This window comes from Lactobacillus sp. ESL1191 (assembly GCF_058504435.1).
This window is the reverse complement of sequence record NZ_CP196365.1, coordinates 708,075-725,726: the sequence shown is the minus strand read 5'-3', so window position 1 is coordinate 725,726 and position 17,652 is coordinate 708,075. Positions and strand designations below refer to the sequence as shown.

At 44.3% G+C, this 17,652-nt stretch carries 16 protein-coding genes and 1 other RNA gene; 15 read left to right on the top strand and 2 right to left on the bottom strand.

What is annotated here, in order from left to right; genetic code table 11:
• From ACSYSN_RS03825 to nth, 5 genes are all read left to right on the top strand, one after another.
• A complete protein-coding gene (locus tag ACSYSN_RS03825) occupies positions 1 to 2,808 on the top strand; it encodes a helicase C-terminal domain-containing protein (protein WP_491712818.1) in 2,808 nt (935 codons plus the stop codon).
• Positions 2,777 to 3,259, top strand: coding sequence for a hypothetical protein (locus ACSYSN_RS03820; RefSeq protein WP_317638206.1), 483 nt, complete (start codon positions 2,777 to 2,779; stop codon positions 3,257 to 3,259). Before ACSYSN_RS03825 ends, ACSYSN_RS03820 begins: the two co-directional genes overlap by 32 nt.
• A 64-nt stretch (positions 3,260 to 3,323) precedes the next feature.
• Positions 3,324 to 4,622 carry an asparagine--tRNA ligase gene (asnS, locus tag ACSYSN_RS03815; RefSeq protein WP_491712817.1) on the top strand — a complete coding sequence of 433 codons (1,299 nt, stop codon included), beginning with the start codon at positions 3,324 to 3,326 and terminating at the stop codon, positions 4,620 to 4,622.
• A 75-nt stretch (positions 4,623 to 4,697) separates the two neighbouring features.
• Complete coding sequence (locus ACSYSN_RS03810) at positions 4,698 to 5,339, top strand: DnaD domain protein (protein ID WP_491712816.1); 642 nt, start codon at positions 4,698 to 4,700, stop codon at positions 5,337 to 5,339.
• Positions 5,339 to 5,968 carry an endonuclease III gene (gene nth, locus ACSYSN_RS03805; RefSeq protein WP_491712815.1) on the top strand — a complete coding sequence of 210 codons (630 nt, stop codon included), beginning with the start codon at positions 5,339 to 5,341 and terminating at the stop codon, positions 5,966 to 5,968. The genes ACSYSN_RS03810 and nth overlap by 1 nt, the downstream gene beginning before the upstream one ends.
• A 45-nt stretch (positions 5,969 to 6,013) precedes the next feature.
• Here the strand turns inward: nth and ACSYSN_RS03800 are convergent, their stop codons facing one another.
• Together ACSYSN_RS03800 and recU are read right to left on the bottom strand one after the other, a co-directional pair.
• Complete coding sequence (locus ACSYSN_RS03800; protein WP_491712814.1) at positions 6,014 to 8,347, bottom strand: transglycosylase domain-containing protein; 2,334 nt, start codon at positions 8,345 to 8,347, stop codon at positions 6,014 to 6,016.
• Positions 8,347 to 8,970 (bottom strand): Holliday junction resolvase RecU, encoded by a 624-nt coding sequence (gene recU, locus ACSYSN_RS03795; RefSeq protein WP_317638200.1) that lies wholly within the window; start codon positions 8,968 to 8,970, stop codon positions 8,347 to 8,349. The genes ACSYSN_RS03800 and recU overlap by 1 nt, the downstream gene beginning before the upstream one ends.
• Positions 8,971 to 9,039: 69 nt before the next feature.
• Between recU and ACSYSN_RS03790 the strand changes: the two genes are divergently transcribed.
• The 10 genes from ACSYSN_RS03790 (at position 9,040) to ACSYSN_RS03745 (ending at position 17,650) form a co-directional block, all read left to right on the top strand.
• Positions 9,040 to 9,606: an SLOG family protein gene (locus ACSYSN_RS03790; RefSeq protein ID WP_317638199.1), complete on the top strand. Its 567-nt coding sequence runs from the start codon at positions 9,040 to 9,042 to the stop codon at positions 9,604 to 9,606.
• Positions 9,607 to 9,698: 92 nt separating this feature from the next.
• Entirely contained in the window at positions 9,699 to 10,121 is a 423-nt protein-coding gene (locus ACSYSN_RS03785; RefSeq protein WP_317638198.1) for a DivIVA domain-containing protein, read from the top strand.
• Positions 10,122 to 10,147: 26 nt separating this feature from the next.
• Positions 10,148 to 10,512, top strand: an RNA gene (rnpB, locus tag ACSYSN_RS03780) — RNase P RNA component class B.
• A gap of 69 nt (positions 10,513 to 10,581) precedes the next feature.
• Positions 10,582 to 11,709 carry a THUMP domain-containing class I SAM-dependent RNA methyltransferase gene (locus ACSYSN_RS03775; protein WP_491712813.1) on the top strand — a complete coding sequence of 376 codons (1,128 nt, stop codon included), beginning with the start codon at positions 10,582 to 10,584 and terminating at the stop codon, positions 11,707 to 11,709.
• The gene (locus ACSYSN_RS03770; protein ID WP_491712812.1) at positions 11,706 to 12,935 is read left to right on the top strand and encodes a metallophosphoesterase family protein; all 1,230 of its coding nucleotides are present in this window, start codon (positions 11,706 to 11,708) and stop codon (positions 12,933 to 12,935) included. The genes ACSYSN_RS03775 and ACSYSN_RS03770 overlap by 4 nt, the downstream gene beginning before the upstream one ends.
• Positions 12,936 to 12,946: 11 nt before the next feature.
• Positions 12,947 to 13,285, top strand: coding sequence for an acyltransferase (locus ACSYSN_RS03765; RefSeq protein WP_491712811.1), 339 nt, complete (start codon positions 12,947 to 12,949; stop codon positions 13,283 to 13,285).
• A gap of 254 nt (positions 13,286 to 13,539) precedes the next feature.
• Positions 13,540 to 15,216 carry a formate--tetrahydrofolate ligase gene (locus ACSYSN_RS03760; RefSeq protein WP_491712810.1) on the top strand — a complete coding sequence of 559 codons (1,677 nt, stop codon included), beginning with the start codon at positions 13,540 to 13,542 and terminating at the stop codon, positions 15,214 to 15,216.
• A gap of 8 nt (positions 15,217 to 15,224) precedes the next feature.
• A complete protein-coding gene (gene lspA / locus ACSYSN_RS03755) occupies positions 15,225 to 15,689 on the top strand; it encodes a signal peptidase II (RefSeq protein WP_317638193.1) in 465 nt (154 codons plus the stop codon).
• Complete coding sequence (locus tag ACSYSN_RS03750) at positions 15,682 to 16,590, top strand: RluA family pseudouridine synthase (RefSeq protein WP_491712897.1); 909 nt, start codon at positions 15,682 to 15,684, stop codon at positions 16,588 to 16,590. Before lspA ends, ACSYSN_RS03750 begins: the two co-directional genes overlap by 8 nt.
• Before the next feature lie 4 nt (positions 16,591 to 16,594).
• Positions 16,595 to 17,650, top strand: coding sequence for a carbamoyl phosphate synthase small subunit (locus ACSYSN_RS03745; RefSeq protein WP_491712809.1), 1,056 nt, complete (start codon positions 16,595 to 16,597; stop codon positions 17,648 to 17,650).
• Positions 17,651 to 17,652: the final 2 nt, after the last annotated feature.

The following is a 17,652-nucleotide window of genomic DNA, read 5'->3' as shown; positions in this document are numbered from 1 at the left end:
ATGACCTCATTTACTAAAGAAACTTTTGCAGTAGTTGATCTTGAGACTACTGGGACGCGACGCGAGGATGATAACCACATCATTCAATTTGGGTGCGCCATCATTAAGAATATGAAGGTGGTCAAAACCTACTCGTTTATGATCAATCCCCACCGTGATATTCCACTGGCCGTGCAAAACCTAACACATATTCATAACGTGGATGTGGAGAAGCAGCATGATTTTTCATACTATGCCCCGAAGATTATTAAAATTCTTAAAAACACCATCTTTGTGGCCCACAACGTTAACTTCGACTTACCATTCTTAAATTATGAACTTGTTCAACACGGCTATGAAGCACTGACCAATCGTGCAATTGATACCGTTGAACTAACTAAAATTGCTTTTCCAACCTTACCATCTTATAAGTTAAGCGACTTAACTGACCAACTCGCAATTAAGCACCTTAATCCGCACAAGGCTGATTCTGATGCATATGGAACCGCCGTCCTCTTCATCAAGGCAATTACTGAATTAGAAAAATTACCCCAAGCAACACTAAATACACTCAGTTCCCTAGGTCACGGCCTAACCCGGGACACGTCATGGGTATTTACTAAGATTGCTGATCAGCTGCGTCAACAAAAACGGCCGCTTGGCAAGGAATATCGCCAAATTCGTACCATTGTTCTGCGCAAGCAAACTGCTAAAAATGGGCGCGAACAGACTGCGCCCGCTGCAACTTTCCCGGTAAATAAAGTTAAACAAAATTTATTTAAAGAAAAAATCAACTACCGTAAGCCCCAGGTCGACTTAATCAATCAAATTAATGCCTTTTTACAAGAAGCGGACCAACGGGCACTATTGATCGAAGCACCTAATGGTACGGGGAAAACTTTTTCCTACTTGTTCGCCTATGCTTACCAGTTATATACGGGAAGAAAGTTGGTAGTTGCAACGCCTACTCAGGTTTTGCAAGAGCAGATTATTGGCCATGAAATTCCGCAGTTGCTAGACGTAACTGGTCTGGACTTGACCGCCGAGGTAGTTAAATCGAGTAGCCATTATATTGACCTCGATGGCTTTTATCAGACCCTATACCAGGGAGCCAACAACCAATTAACCCTTATCTTGCAAATGCGTATTTTGGTCTGGTTGACCAAAACCAAAACCGGTGACCTGGATGAGTTGCAATTGACAAGCTACCGGGCACCTTTATTTACCCAAATAACCCATCCGGGCGATGCGCGCGTTGCCAGCAGCTTTGCTGAGGCTGATTTCTGGAATCTGGCCCGCCAAAGGCAAGAACAGGCCGATATTTTAATTACTAACCATGCTTACTTGGCTAATCACTACCATGACACCATCTGGGGCCAACATCCATACCTAGTCATCGATGAGGCACACCGTTTCGACGATAACGTGATTAATTCACGCAACGACTCATTCCAGTTTGAAGCGCTGTGGGGCGTGCTTAACCACCTGCGCAATATGTTGTATTACGCTGAGGATAGTATTCTCAGTCAGTATGGCAATGATGTCCAGTGCGATTTTTTACTAGAAAAGATCAACCCAGCTATCCGTGAACTCATCCACGTGCTCAATCAACTGCAACGTTTGCTGTATTCTAAGCGATCTAAAGCTGTTAACCAAACCACACTGGCTAACGGGAATGTGCAACTTAGTTTTCAGACGACCGATTTATTCCCTAAAAAAGGGAAATTCCGGGCCAAACTAACTGAATTTCAACGCAAGCTGGAGCAAGTCCAGCAAAAAACCAACCAAATTCTCTTTAAACTCGAAAATGATCTGGACACTTCTACAGCTGACCAAGAGGCCGTGCTCAACGAACTGACCACTCAGCTTGACCGGTTGGACTTTTACGTTTCTAAAAGCTACCAATTGTCTGACTTATTGCATCGCGCAGACAAGTTGGAACAAGAAGGATTTATTGTCACTTTGACTAACTCGCAGGATCCTTTAAGTGCTAACCTTAACTGGATTATGCTTGATGCTAGCAGTGAACTAAAGCAAATCTACGACCGCTTTGATCATATTTCTTTTGTCAGTGCAACTTTGACCAGTGAAAACGATTTTACGTTCACAATTAAGCAGCTAGCCCTAACAGACTTGCAGCCGCAAACATATCTTGGCAAAAGTACCTTTAAGTTAGCTGCGCACTTGGAGGTACTGACCGTAACTGACGCACCGGATAGCAACAATTCGCGCTACGATAGGGTCTTAGCCCAGCTTATTGAAAATGACTTAAACCACAAAAATCATGTGCTCGTCCTAATGACTAATTTAGACACCATCAGAGAAGTGTTCCGGACGATTTTGAACTCGCCTAATTTACGTGATTTTGAAATTTTGGCGCAGGGCGTTTCAGGTTCTAATAATCGGATTTCCAAACGTTTCGCCATTGCCAAAAAGGCCATTATTCTTGGTGCTGACAGTTTTTGGGAGGGAATTGACTTCCATGAATGCGGTGTTGACTTGGTAATTGCGGCCAAGTTGCCCTTTGAATCGCCCGACCAACCAGAGGTCAGGCTTCGCCAGAAGCAGCTCCAAGATCGCGGAATCAATGTTTTTCAAGCCGATACGATGCCCCGGGCCGTTATCCGCTTCAGGCAAGGAATGGGGCGGCTGATTCGCGGCGAACAAGACCAGGGGCAATTTTTAGTCCTCGATTCACGCCTTTGGACCAAAGATTATGGTAAAGTATTTTTACAAGCCATTCCGGTAGAAGCGCAAAAAATCAGTTTAAAAGAAGTACGAAAAAAGTTGGAAAACTATGATAAAAGACGATACAAGACAGACCATTAAAGTTGTTGCCTGGCTGGTGGCAGCTTTGGTGCTGCTATACTTTGCCACGCTAGTTATTTTCTACCGAGCAAGCAGGCCAGAGCGCAGCCAAACACAAGAAATTAACCGTGTGGCCAGGCAAAAAACACCAATTACCACTATTACCAAAAATTATCACCTGGATCGTGGCGTTAACAGTTACGCCTTAATGGGCGTGGGTAAAAATAAGCAAAAATATTACTTTGTTTATTTGCCTGGTTCTAAACGAGCCTACCTCTTACCGGCCCAAAAAGGGCTTAGCGAGGCGGCAATTAGGGCTAAATTTACTGCTAAGACCCCTGGTGAAAAGATTACCAAGGTAAATCTAGGTTGGTACCGCGGGCGGGCAGTTTGGGAAACAACCTCCAAAAATTATGCTGGATCCTACCATTACCGGTTATATGACTTTAAGAACGGAAATTTAATTGGTTAGGTCGCCAAGTTTAAAAATCTTTGGTATTATTAAGCTGATACGATATGGAAAGTAGACGAAAGATATGACAAAATTAATTTCAATCAGAGATTGCTCCCAGCATGTCGATGAAACAGTTAAGATGCACGTGTGGTTGACTGACAAGCGTTCTAGCGGCAAAATTGTATTCTTACAATTGCGTGATGGGACCGCCTTTTTCCAGGGGGTCATCAGAAAAAATGATGTCTCTGAAGCAGTTTTTGAAACTGCCAAGTCCCTGCACCAGGAAGCCAGCTTTTATCTGACGGGCACCGTCCACCAAGATGAACGGTCGCACTTTGGTTATGAATTGCAAATTTCTGATTTAGAGCTGGTTACTAACACGGAAGATTACCCTATTGGTAACAAGGAACATGGCATCGAGTTCTTACTTGATCACCGCCATCTCTGGTTAAGAAGTAGACGTCCCTTTGCAATTATGCGTATTCGTAACGCGGTATACAAGGCAACTGTTGACTTCTTTGAAAAAGAAGGCTTCGTTAAGTTCGATGCCCCAATTTTTATGCATTCTGCGCCCGAAGGAACGACTGAATTATTCCATACCGAATACTTTGGTGGAGATGCGTACCTATCACAATCCGGCCAACTATATGGCGAAGTCGGGGCAGAAGCTTTTGGCAAGATCTTTACCTTTGGTCCGACCTTTAGAGCAGAAGAATCTAAAACTAGACGCCATTTAACTGAGTTTTGGATGATGGAACCTGAGATGGCTTGGATGCACCAAGATGAATCGCTCGACCTCCAAGAACGTTTCCTAGCTTATGTAATTAAACAAGTCCTAGAAAATTGCCAGTATGAACTCGAGCTGCTTGAGCGCGACCCTAAGAAGTTAGCACCAGCAGCTGAAGGTAACTATACTAGACTCTCCTATGATGATGCAGTCAAGCTACTGCAAGAAGACGGACGCGACTTTAAGTGGGGCGATGACTTCGGTGCCCCAGACGAGGCTTTTATTTCTGAACAATTCGACCGACCATTCTTTATTGTCAACTATCCAACGGCCATTAAGCCGTTTTACATGAAGAAGAACCCTGATAATCCAAAAGAGTACCTCTGTGCCGACGTATTAGCACCTGAGGGTTATGGCGAGATTATGGGCGGATCAGAGCGTGAAAGTGACTATGAAACCTTGAACAAGCAGATTGCGGAAGCAGGGTTGAATGAGCAGGACTACAGTTGGTATATGGATTTACGTAAGTATGGTAGTGTGCCTCATTCCGGCTTTGGCATGGGCTTTGAACGGGTAATCGCCTGGATTTGTAAGTTGGACCACGTCCGGGAAGCAATTCCGTTCCCACGAATGATCAACCGCATTCAGCCTTAAAGTTAAGCTAACCAAATATTTTCAAAAGTTGAACTAGGTAACTTAGTTCAACTTTTTTTAAAAGGGAGCATGAACTTGCATTACAATGATTATCGTATATTAGGTTTTACCACCTTTAGCAATGGGTTGCTCGCCTATTATCCGCAACTTAAAATTAGTGACGCCGAGCTTATTCTGATTATTCAGCTGGAAATGTTCAGCCAAAAAAACGAACCTTTTCCCTCAAATGAGCAATTAGCCGCCAACACTAATTTTTCGACTGCAGAAGTGGCAAGCCTCATTCAACAATTAATTGAACAAAAATATTTGACCATCGCCCAGGTCACTGATGATAATGGTAGAATTGGCAATGTCTATGAGCTTAATCAGCTGTACACCAAAATAGATGAATTCCTAACCCAACAGCTCGGGACACTCAAGCAGGGCGAGCATACAGAACAAACAATTGCTGCAGTCGACAATAGTCAACTAAACCAGCTAATGCGTCAATTTGAAATAGAATTCGGCCGTTACCTAAGTCCCATCGAACGCGAGGAGGTCGATGCCTGGCTAAATGTGGACCATTATGATCCAGAAATAATCAAACTGGCGCTAAGAGAAGCCGTACTAGCCCAAGCATACAGCCTCAAGTATGTTGACCGCATTTTGCTCAATTGGCAACGCCACAACTTAAAGACAAGCAGTGAAGTACAAAAATTTTTACAGAGGAACCGATAATGACTGAAGCAAAATTATTGACTACTGCAGAGGCACGTAAAGTACTTAGAAGAATTAATGAGCTGTACCCAAATGCTAAGAGTGAACTGATCTGGGACAGCAAATTCCACTTGCTGTGTGCTGTTTTGATGAGTGCTCAAACAACCGACAAGATGGTTAATCGGATTATGCCGCGCTTTATCGCAGATTACCCTAATCCCCAGTCTTTAGCCCAGGCCTTAATAGCAGACATTGAAGAACACATTGCCCAGATTGGTCTTTTTCATTCTAAAGCCAAGCACCTTAAGGCAATGGCTACCATCTTGGTCGAGCAATACAATGGCCAAATTCCTGCTAACAAAAAGGCCCTGGTCACTTTACCGGGAGTAGGAGAGAAGACTGCCAATGTTGTCTTGGCAGACGGTTATGGCATTCCGGCGATTGCCGTAGACACACATGTAGCACGGATCTCCAAGCGATTTCAGATTGTCAGTCAAACGGCTAAACCCGCAGAAATCGAAAAACGGTTGGAGGAAATTTTGCCCCCTGAAGAGTGGATTCAAACTCATCACGCCATGATTTTATTTGGCCGCTATTCGATGACGGCTCGCGACAAAGACGATCCTTATAGCTACCTCCAGCAAAAATAGGTAAAGTAAAAACCACATCATTTTGATGTGGTTTTTATAATGTTATCAATGGTTATTGTTACTCGTCTGATTGTCTGTAGTTCCACTACCGGCATCTGAATCATCCTGATTGTTATTCGCCTCAGGTGGTTTGGGTTGTTCGCTAGGTTCCTTTGGCTTGATCTTCTTTTTGTTAGTAGAATTAGTGTTAGTTTGATTTTCTTTAGCTTGCTTAGGAGACCCATTATGGCGTTCTACGGTTGATCGACTAGCTTCCGTATTGTTGGCTGACCCGGAATTATTATTTTTTGTTGCTTCGTCTTCCTCATCATAATCACTGGGGTCATCAACAATCCCAGCCGGAGCATGGCCACGAACAAACAACTGCCATTCACCGTTGCTAGAAACTTCAGGTGGATTAGAATTTTTGGCAATTTTGGCCCGTACCACAGAGTCTGGTTTTTGCCAATTGACATTCTGCTTATTGCGCATCAGATAAGACATCATATTTTTATAAAAAAGCTGAGCTGATTGCTGCCCAATACCAGATATCGTCCCATCTTTCAGATTATCGTAACCGGTCCAGATACCGAGCGTGTAGCTCTGGGTATAACCAACAAACCACGAATCCTTGGGAGTTGCGGCATAGCTTGGGTAGCGGGCCAAGTCTTGTTCAGAATACTTGACTGATCCAGTCTTACCAGCGTGGTAGAGGCCCTTGATTTGGGCATTGGTACCAGATCCTCGTTTGATAACTCCCTTTAGCATATCAGTAATCAGATAAGCCGTCGACTTGCTCATGACCCGGATGCCTTCGGAATCATAGTTTCTCGTTAATCCATCGGGAGTTTCAATCTTCGAAACAAATTGCGGCTTATGGTAAACCCCCATGTTGGCAAAGGCACTAAAGGCACCTGCCATCTGCAAACTAGATGCTTCTGCACCAATGGCAACTGACAGACCAGCATCCTTGGGGATAGTAATCCCCAGCTTACCAGCGAACCGGCCCGCCCGCTTGACTCCAACCGCCTTCAAGGTTTTAACAGCGGGGACATTGCGCGATTGCTCAAGCGCATGTCGCATATTCATTAAGCCATCATACTTGTTATCCCAGTCATAGAGTTGGATATTGGTCCCCGGGTAAGTGTACTTGCTATCATTAAGCACCTTGGCCGTGGACCAATTCAAGTATTCAATTGCCGGTCCATAATCCAACACAGGTTTAATCGAAGAACCGGTTGACCGGCTTGTCTGGACGGCCCGATCGAGTCCTAGTTGTACCGTCGAAGGTAAGTGGCGCCCACCAAGAATGGCGACAACATGACCATTTTCGGGATCAACCACGGTAGCACCAATCTGCATCCGGTCATTAGTAAAGGGCACCTGTCCGTTATTGGCAAGTTCATAAAGCTTGTTTTGAGCCTTTTGGTCAATATTAACAGTGATTTTTAGGTTGTCACGATAGGGGTCAAAGCCCTTCGCCCGAACCTCCGCAATTGCTTCTTTGATGTATGGATCATCGATTTTTCGCAAGTTTGATTGCGCCTCTTGCTTGTACGGCTTCAGCCCTTTTTTGATACTTTCTTTTTTCGCCTTAACATATTGCTGATGAGTGATTTTTTCATTATCCAGCATAGCCTTCAATACAAGGTTGCGGCGATATTTAGCATATTTGGGGTATGTGTAGGGGTTGTATGCGGTCGGCCGATTCGGCATTCCGGCAAGTAAAGCAGTTTGGGCGAGGTCTAGCTGACCAACTTTTTTACCATAGTAAAAGTCAGCAGCCGTCCCGATCCCGTAATTACCATAATTCATGTAGACTTTATTAATGTAAAATTCTAAAATCTCGTCATGGCTATACTCGCGCTGCACTCGCATCGCCAGCCAGGCTTCCTGGGCCTTGCGCCGCAGCGTCCTTTGGGCAGGCGCATCAGTTGAAAAGACCGTCAGCTTGACCAATTGCTGCGTAATTGTCGATCCTCCGGCAGCAATACTCTTACTTTGAGCGTTAGTTAGCATTGACCCAGCAATACGAATCGGATCAATTCCCAGCTTGTCCTTGTAAAAGCGCTTGTCTTCAACGGAAACAATCGCATCTTTTAACAATTGCAAGTCTGGACTGTCCTTGACGTAAATTCTTTTGCCCGAGCCTAGAGCTAAGATAAACTTACCGCTTTTGGTGTACAATCCGGTAGAGCCGCCACTTTCAAGTTGAGCCTTGCTGACATTAGGGGCATCCTTAGCATAGTATGCAAAGAGGCCAACCCCCGACACTAAGATCAGAAAGACGCCTAAAAACAGCCACTTTAAAATTCGCCGCCACCGCGGCTTAGACTGGTGATGGCGGTATTCTTGGCGTGACTTACGGCCACTAGTAGAATGATAATCATTTTTTGCCATTAGTTACTTTTCCTATCTGCAATAAACTGATCCACGGCCGTTAAATACGGTAGGGTAGGTTGGAAACCGCTCGCGATTTCAACTGACCAGGATTCGATTTCGGCTAAAGTTACAGAACTTTTACTTTTAGTCCACCATGCTTTGATCACCGCACTGGCTGGAGTCACAAAGTAGCGGTTAAGACTGGTGAAACCGATAATTGTAAAACAAATACCCGCTTGTTTCAAGCATTTTTCCAGATGAACAATCTGGTGCTCATGAAAATTCTTCAAGGGAAAACTGGTCTTGTTTTTGGTTTCCTTAGCTTCAAAGTCTAAGTAGTAACCATTATACACACCATTGTAGTCCGTGGTAGACTCTTGCCGAAAGTAGGCTTCCTTGATTACCGCCCGCGACCGTTTAGGGTAGTCGACCTTGACGATTTGAACTGGTGTGGGCTTTTTATGGACAACTGCAACTTCCTTAAGCAGATAATATTTGTTCGATTCATTAATCATTTGCTCAAGGGTCATCCCACGGTCGGAAAAACTAACATCCTTGCGGTGGTGGGATTCTCCCCGTTTTTGAGATACCTTAGTAAATTTTTGTAATGCAGCAGCACTGCCACTTGGATATTTGACCATCAATCTCACTCCTGATAGCATTATAGCAATAAAGGACAAGTTTTTGAACAAGGAGCCACCTCTTTCATTATGCAACGACTTTGGGTAAGCGGTTACCGCAACTACGAATTAAATACTCTGGGCGACCAGGATCCAAAAATCAAAATCATTAAGCTGGCGCTTACCCAGCGCCTGACCACTTTACTTGACAACAGTCAGCTGGATTGGGTCATCACTGGTGCTAATCTGGGCGTTGAACAATGGGCTAGTGAAGTTGCAATTGAGCTGCGTAAGGAGTATCCTCTGCGGGTCGCAATGCTTATTCCTTACGAGGAATTTGCTAGCCGCTGGAATGAGGTCAATCAAAGTAAGTTTCTGCAGTTAAAAAAAGCGGTAGATTTTTTTGCGGCTACCTCTAACCAACCATATCAAAGCCCTGTCCAGCTCCGCAATTACCAGAACTTCATGCTTCTCCACACCGACCGAGCCTTGCTACTGTATGATGAGGAGCAGCCGGGCAAACCTCAGTTTGACTATCATTTAATCAAAAAATACCAAGAAACCAAGGAATATCCCCTAGACTTAATCGATTTTTATGATCTCCAGGATACTGCCGAGGAATATCAGTCGGACCAGGAAGACCAATTTAATGAATAAATTTCTAAAACTTTTCCTAAAGTGAGGTTTTTAGTTTTAAGCCGTTATTCTTTTTGCTAGAATAAAGAGGATTGATAAAGGAGTTGTCTGATATGACAGATATAAAAAATGTTAAATTAACGACAGATGATATTTTAAAAAAGGAATTCAGAACCAAGGTAAAGGGCGTTGATCCAGAGGAAGTTGACACCTTTTTGGACCAGGTAATCGATGATTATGATACTTTCCAGCAGATCATCGAAGACTTATACGGGCAAATTGGCAAACTGCAGCGCGAACTAATGGATGACCAACATCATGACCGTTCTGCGACTGAACCCCAAACACCTGAAGAGCCGCAAGAGCATGCCGAAAGGGTTAAAAGATACACTCCGACTAAGCATTCTGATAGTCAAGACAGTACCGCCGCGGAAGCAGAAAATTCGACTAACATGGCCATTATCCAACGTATCTCTACACTTGAACGTAAGGTGTACAACCTCGAACAACGAGTTTATGGGTTACAAAAGGACTAAGCTCTGGTATAATTTTTACTAGTGCAAATTTTGGGCAGTCGCGGTTTGGTCCTTGTGACTGAGCTGAGGAAAGTCCACGCACGCACAGACTGCGATGTCTGTAGTGCTCGTATTTAGCCCAATAAGCTAAAGGATTTTTGATTACGGCGAAAAAAGTGCTAAGTCGCAAGATATGCATGAATATTCTGAAAAGTGCCACAGTGACGAAGCAGGAGCGGAAACGCTACTGGTGGAACGAGGTAAACCCTGCGAGCGTGCAACCCAAATTTGGTGGGGGCGTCTCAACCGCTGAAAATGAACTAAAGGTTGGATTGCTAGTCAATAGCAAAGATAGATGGCTGCCAACGGTGATTTTGCCAAAAATCACCTGAACAGAACGTGGCTTATAGAAATTTGCACAGGCAGCGTTGAGCTTTTCAAAGGGCTCAGCGCTTTTTTTTAAAAATGAAAGAGTTAATTAATGAAACAATACCAACTTTATACGACCATGGGTGCGGGCTTTGAGAGTGTTGTAGCTAAAGAACTACAAGCTTTGGGCTATGAAACACAGACCGAAAACGGTCGTGTTTTCTTTAAGGGGACCCAAGAAGATATCGTCAAGACCAACCTGTGGCTAAGGACGGCTGACCGGGTCAAGATTCTGCTGAAGGAGTTCACGGCGACCGACTTCGAAACGCTCTATGACCAGGTCTATGACCTTGACTGGGCAGAATTATTGCCCGTTGATGCCAAGTTTCCAGTTCAAGGACGGTCGGTGCGCTCAAAACTGCATTCTGAACCCGGTATCCAATCAATCGTCAAAAAGGCGATTGTTAACAAGATGTCGGACCAGTACCACCGGCGGGGATTTTTGCCCGAAAGCGGTAATTTTTACCCGCTAGATGTTCATCTGTACAAGGACCAGGCCCGTATTTCTCTTGATACTAGTGGAGCGAGTCTATTTAAGCGCGGTTATCGGATTGAACACGGGGGCGCGCCGCTGAAAGAAAATTTTGCGGCCAGCCTCCTTAAATTGACCCCCTTTGACGGCAGCCACCCGCTAATTGACCCGATGACCGGTTCAGGTACCTTGGCTATTGAGGCCGCATTAATCGGTAAAAATATCGCTCCGGGAACATGGCGGGATTTTGCCTTTGATGGCTTTGACTGGTTTGACGAAAACCTCCATCAAGAAGCCGTTAATGCCGCCAAAACCATGGTAAAAGAACTGGAACAGCCCATTTGGGCTTGTGACATCGACCAGTCAATTTTGGAAATTGCCAAGCTCAATGCCAATAATGCTGGCGTTTTGCAGGATATTTACTTCAAGCAGCTGGCCGTCAAAGACTTTGCCACCGATCTGGAAAATGGGGTGATTATCGCTAACCCTCCATACGGTATGCGACTGAAAGACCAGAAGACAGCCGAGGAGCTCTACACCCAGATGGGTGAGGTCCTGAGTAAATATGACAGTTTCAGCCAATATTACCTAGTCGGCGATCCTGCCTTCGAAACTTTTTTTGGTAAAAAAGCAACCAAGAAACGGAAACTCTTCAATGGTAACCTCCGGGTCGACTTTTACCAATATTGGGCGGCCAAACAAAAATGATTACAGACCAGACCAATGCTGAATTTTGGATAATTACCGATACCCATTTAATTGCTGACAGTTTGCATGATAACGGGGCAGCTTTTAAGTTGATCCAAAATACGAGTCAGGGCAAAGACTTGGCATACCAGGAGTCAGCCTTGAGTGCCTTTTGCCGGATGGCCAATGACCAAAAGCCGGCCGCAATTATTGTTACCGGTGACGTCACTTTTAACGGTGAATTACTGTCTGCTCAAAAGTTTCAGGAAATTTTCAGTGAACTGACCACCACCAAGTTATTGGTGGTACCCGGCAACCATGATCTCTTTGATGGTTGGGCCCGCCAATTTAAAGGCGAAGACCAGCTCTATACTAGTCAAATTAGCCCTAGTGAGTGGCACACAAGCTTTCAGCCCTCATATGATTGTGCCCTGGATGAAGACCCACATTCTTTGGCCTATAGCGTGCAGCTCAACCCGCAATACCTACTCTTACTGCTTGATTCAAACTTTTATGGCCAAGAAGAAGGTCGTAGTGCGCCGGCCACTGCAGGGGAGATTAGCGAAGACCAGTTGGTGTGGTTAAAAAAACAACTACTTTATGCGCAAAAACACCAACTGCGTCCGCTGCTTTTTATGCACCATAACCTCTATGCTCATAACCCCGCAGTTAACCGCGGCTTTGTCTTAAACAATGCGCAAACCCTGCGCAGGATATGTCAGGATTATGACATCAAGGTGGCTTTTTCAGGCCATATCCATGCCCAGAATATTTTAGGACCACAAGCCCCGACGCCAACAACTGAAATTGTGACTTCCAGCTTTTGTTCCTATGACCAGGCCTATGGTATCGTTGCTGTAAATCAAGACGAAATCGCATACCACCGCCAGATTTTCAACATGAACCCATACTTAACAAAGATTGAGCAGCAGAACTATACTTTGACTCATTTTCACCAATACTTAAAGGATCTTCAGCTACGCAACCTTAGCAATCAGTCACTGTGCCAGGCCGCAGCCAGTCAGAGTGAGTCTCCGCTACTAAGCCGGGTTAATCATTTATTTCTTGAAATGAATTATAACTACTTTACGGGCCACAACCATCTTAGTAAACCGGCCCTCAACCAGCTTTATGATTCAGCCGAGTATCGCACGTTAGTAGCAGCCATGCCGCGTTTTAGCAACTATTTGAAGACCTTGTATGACACTAGTAGTCACAGCAATTTAGCTGTCAAAATCAGATATTAGAGGTGCAGTTGATGAATAAGAAACACTTTATTATTTTGGGCCGGGTGGGGTTAGTTTATTATAGCTGGCTCTTAATTGTCCTCCTCATCAGTATGATTATGCTTTACGAGGGCACCCAAAGCCTTAACTGGCCTGCCATTATTTGGGGAAGCTTATTTTTGCTGTTAACCGGCTATACGCTAATTAATTCCTATTGGAACAAGCAGGGTTTAAAATTGCCCTACAAGGCCAAGATGAGCAGTAAAGTGGAACCCGAGTTAATCCATTGCTGGAGCTTCTTCCGGATATACCGGATCCAGGTAGATTCCCTTGAAAAGTACCACTTATTGAGAATTGAGTACAAGGGTTAGTCATGATCTGCTTTTTAAAATTTTTACCAACTGCCGGGACAATAACTTACTCACGATCTTTTCTAAACCAAAACAGCTAAATTTGTTTTGGTTTTTCTTTTACCAATAGCCCGCTAATCAACAATCAATAAATCTTAAACAATCTTTGTTATAATTAAGGTAATTAAGAAAAAGGTGGGACCTAAATTCTAATCGTGCAAAGGCAATTGATGAAATGATCGTTTAATTTATGTATATAGAAAGAAGCATGCGCAATGAAAACAGATATCCAAATTGCACAGGAAGCAGTAGCACTACCGATTAGCACAATCGCAAGCCAAGTTGGACTATCCGCCACGGACCTTGAACCATATGGAGTAGATAAGGCTAAACTCAATTGGCCAGCCATTAAAAAGGCAATGGCTAGCCCAGACTTAGGCAAGTTAATCCTGGTAACTTCTATTTCTCCAACACCTGCTGGTGAAGGCAAATCGACAATGACGATTGGTTTGGGGGATGCAATTAATCAGCGCCTGCACCTAAAGACAATGATAGCTTTACGTGAACCTTCAATGGGCCCAGTCTTTGGTTTAAAGGGTGGCGCCACTGGCGGTGGCCAGGCGCAAGTGATCCCGATGGAAGACATCAACTTGCACTTTACTGGCGACATGCATGCGCTAACGGCTGCGATTGATACGTTGGCAGCCTTGGTTGATAATTATATCTATCAGGGTAATGAAGTTGGTCTGGATCCAGACCGCATCTTGTTAAAGCGCGGAATTGACGTTAATGATCGTAGTCTGCGCCAGGTTACTATTGGTCAGGGCTCAAAGTTCAATGGAATTGAACACAAGTCGAGTTTTGCCATTACAGTTGCCAACGAGTTGATGGCAATTCTCTGTCTGGCAACGGATATTGCTGACCTTAAGCAGCGGATTGGCTTGATGCTAGTCGGCTACAGCAGGGCTGAACAACCCGTTTATGTTAAGGATCTCGGCTTTGAAGGGGCAATTGCGGCACTGCTAGCCAATGCTTTAAAACCCAACTTAGTACAAACAATCGAACATACTCCGGCATTATTGCACGGCGGACCCTTTGCTAATATTGCTCATGGGGCTAACTCAGTCATTGCTACTAACTTGGCATTACACCTTAGTGACTACGTCTTAACTGAAGCTGGTTTTGGCAGCGATCTTGGCGGTCAAAAGTTCATGGATTTCGTTGCCAATCATTTGGAGAAAAAACCTGATGCCAGTGTTGTGGTTGCGACCGTACGAGCCTTGAAATACCAAGCCGAGGGTACTACAGACCGGCTAAATGAAGAAAATCTTCCTGCTTTACGTGAGGGCTTCAAGAATCTCGAACGCCACATGTTAAACATGAAGAATTACGGTGTTCCAGTCATTGTTCTGATTAACCACTTTGCCACTGATACTCAGGCGGAACTTGAGCTATTGCAAAACCTAGTCAGGGACCAGGGCATTGATGCTCGGGTAGTTGACTATCACGAGCAGGGCTCAAGCGGAGGAGTTGAAGCTGCAAAGGCAGTGGTTAACTTAGCCAATACTGGTCACGTTGAGCTGCAGTCCACTTATCAGGCGGATGATGCAGTCAAAAGTAAGATTGCTAAGGTGGCTAAAAAGATTTATCATGCCAGTCAGGTCGAGTACTCAGAGCAAGCTGAACAAGACATTGACGAACTAGTCAAAATGGGAAAGGATAAATTACCCGTTATTATCGCCAAAACCCAATATTCATTTACGGATAATCAAAAGTTGCTGGGTGCTCCAACTGACTTTACGCTACACGTCAAGGGTGCCAGTCTAAAGAATGGAGCCGGCTTTATCGTTGTTACTACTGGTCATGTTTTAGACATGCCAGGCTTACCTAAACAACCCGCGGCACTTGATATTGACGTAGACAATGATGGCAAGATTAGCGGTTTATTTTAAATTTACAGATGCAATTTTTATACTTACTTATTACTTTGCTGGTTGTTGGTGCTGACCAGGGCTTAAAAAACTATATTGCGCAAAACTATCAACTGGGTGAGGTTCATTCGGTTATACCCAACTTGCTTTCGTTTACTTATGTGCAAAACGACGGCGCTGCTTGGAATATTTTAACCGGCCAAATGTGGCTCTTCTATATTATTAGTGCGGTCGCAATTATCATCTGCCTATATTACCTCTTCAAGGTCAAAAAACAGCGTAAACTTTTTAACTACGGTGTAGCGCTTGTTCTAGGGGGAATTATTGGTAACCTGCTGGACCGAATCCACTTGAAATACGTAATTGACATGATTCAGGTAGACTTTGTGCGCTTCAATATTTTTAATATTGCCGATTCCGCTATTACAGTTGGCATCATTCTAGTCTTTATTTATCTGCTGTTTTTTGATGAAAGTGATCCAAGTCATGCCTAATCGTTATGAATTCCACATAGAGGATAACCGGGGACGGCTAGATAAGTTACTGGCCGAGCAGATCAACGACTTGTCTCGTAGCAAGATTAAAGACTTAATTCAAAGCCAGCAGGTGCTGGTTAACGGCAAAAGCAGCAAGGTATCCTACCACGTCCAAGCCGGTGATCATATTCTGGTAACCGTTCCAGCGCTTAAAGCATTAGATGTAGTGCCAGAGAATATTCCTCTTGATATTGTTTATGAAGACCAAGATGTAATTGTGGTCAACAAGCCCCAAGGAATGGTCGTGCATCCGTCGGCCGGGCACCCAGACCAAACTCTGGTAAATGCGCTCTTGTACCATACTAAAGACCTGGCAAGTAGTCCGGAAGGGTTTCGCCCTGGGATTGTGCATCGGATTGATAAGGATACTTCCGGGCTCTTAATGATAGCTAAAAATGGCCCGGCCCGGATAAGTTTAGAAAGGCAGCTTGCCCGCAAAAGTAACAAGCGGCAATACCTCGCAATCGTCCATGGCAAATTCAATGAGGACTCAGGCCTAATTGATGCGCCGATTGGCCGCGACCACTACCACCGTAAGAAGATGGCTATAGTTGAAAATGGGAAAAACGCAGTTACTCATTTTACGGTTTTAGAACAATTTAAGGGCTATAGTCTGCTATCCTGCCAGCTCGAAACTGGCCGGACTCACCAAATCAGAGTTCACCTTGCCTATATTGGCCATCCTGTTGCAGGTGACCCCTTATATGGTCCGCACCACACTTTGCAAGGGCAGGGGCAGTTTTTGCACGCCCAAACTTTAGGCTTTACGCAACCAACAACCGGTGAGCAGCTCGAGTTTAAAGTAGCTGTACCGCCCATTTTTCGTAAACGTTTGACCGAATTAAGAGAAACACAGTGATAACATGAAACGATATTTGATTCTTGAAAACGGCAGTTCATATGCTGGTGAAGGACTTGGCGCTGCCATTATTTCAACTGGAGAATTAGCTATTCAGACAGGTAATTTTGGCTACCAAGAAGCCTTGACTGACCCGACCAATGCTGGCAAAATTCTTGTTTTTACGACCCCCATGATCGGTAGCAATGGCATTAATGCCATTGACTATGAGAGTATTAATCCCACAGTCAAGGGAATTATTGCTAATGACATTGCCCGCAATATCTCCGACAGCAAAAACTTCCAAGATTTGGCTTCTTTTCTGCAAGAAAAAAACATTCCGGCAATCTACAATATTGACACGCGCGCTCTGGTTCACTGTCTTAGCGAGCAAAAGACCATTAAGGCTTCAATCATGGATACCGATGACGAACACGCCTTTGACCAGATCAAGGCCTTAGTTTTGCCTAAAAACAAGTCGGCCATCGTTTCTACTAAGAATGCCTATGCAGTACCTAATGTTGGTAAGACGATTGCGATTGTAGATTTAGGGCTCAAACATTCCATGCTCCGCGAACTATCTTTGCGCAAAATCAATGCAACGGTATTGCCTAGCAATGTTTCCGTACCTGACATTGAAAACTTGCGTCCGGAAGGGATCATTATTTCAGGTGGCCCCGGCAAGGTAAGTGAGGTTAAGGAAGACCTCAAGCCAATTTTTGATGCCTTCTATCAACAATACCCGATTTGGGGTATCGGACTTGGCTTTTTGGCCCTCAGTGACTATCTCAACTTTGAATTGGTCGAGCTGCCACAAGTATTTAATGGCACCAACTATCCCATAATTGAGCAAAATTCGAATCAAATTTGGCAAGTAACCATGAATATTGACCAATTGGTTTTGCCCAGCAGTGTCCAGCTTGAAATGGCAGAAGAATTTTACGACCTGCACACTGAATTGCTTGCCGGTTTCAGCAACCAGAAGCATAAAGTCATTGCGACTGCCTTCAATGCCGAAGGGGCTCCTGGCAGTTTAGATGCAATTAGTATTTTTGATGATTTTATAAAGATGATGGTGTAAAG

Excerpts from the sequence above, each read along its gene's own strand:
- recU (WP_317638200.1), bottom strand. The coding sequence starts at position 8,970 with ATGGTCAAATATCCAAGTGGCAGTGCTGCTGCATTACAAAAATTTACT.
- ACSYSN_RS03760 (WP_491712810.1), top strand. The coding sequence starts at position 13,540 with ATGAAAACAGATATCCAAATTGCACAGGAAGCAGTAGCACTACCGATT.
- ACSYSN_RS03785 (WP_317638198.1), top strand. The coding sequence starts at position 9,699 with ATGACAGATATAAAAAATGTTAAATTAACGACAGATGATATTTTAAAA.
- ACSYSN_RS03825 (WP_491712818.1), top strand. The coding sequence starts at position 1 with ATGACCTCATTTACTAAAGAAACTTTTGCAGTAGTTGATCTTGAGACT.
- asnS (WP_491712817.1), top strand. The coding sequence starts at position 3,324 with ATGACAAAATTAATTTCAATCAGAGATTGCTCCCAGCATGTCGATGAA.
- ACSYSN_RS03745 (WP_491712809.1), top strand. The coding sequence starts at position 16,595 with ATGAAACGATATTTGATTCTTGAAAACGGCAGTTCATATGCTGGTGAA.
- nth (WP_491712815.1), top strand. The coding sequence starts at position 5,339 with ATGACTGAAGCAAAATTATTGACTACTGCAGAGGCACGTAAAGTACTT.
- ACSYSN_RS03820 (WP_317638206.1), top strand. The coding sequence starts at position 2,777 with ATGATAAAAGACGATACAAGACAGACCATTAAAGTTGTTGCCTGGCTG.
- lspA (WP_317638193.1), top strand. The coding sequence starts at position 15,225 with ATGCAATTTTTATACTTACTTATTACTTTGCTGGTTGTTGGTGCTGAC.
- ACSYSN_RS03800 (WP_491712814.1), bottom strand. The coding sequence starts at position 8,347 with ATGGCAAAAAATGATTATCATTCTACTAGTGGCCGTAAGTCACGCCAA.
- ACSYSN_RS03765 (WP_491712811.1), top strand. The coding sequence starts at position 12,947 with ATGAATAAGAAACACTTTATTATTTTGGGCCGGGTGGGGTTAGTTTAT.
- ACSYSN_RS03770 (WP_491712812.1), top strand. The coding sequence starts at position 11,706 with ATGATTACAGACCAGACCAATGCTGAATTTTGGATAATTACCGATACC.
- ACSYSN_RS03790 (WP_317638199.1), top strand. The coding sequence starts at position 9,040 with ATGCAACGACTTTGGGTAAGCGGTTACCGCAACTACGAATTAAATACT.
- ACSYSN_RS03750 (WP_491712897.1), top strand. The coding sequence starts at position 15,682 with ATGCCTAATCGTTATGAATTCCACATAGAGGATAACCGGGGACGGCTA.
- ACSYSN_RS03775 (WP_491712813.1), top strand. The coding sequence starts at position 10,582 with ATGAAACAATACCAACTTTATACGACCATGGGTGCGGGCTTTGAGAGT.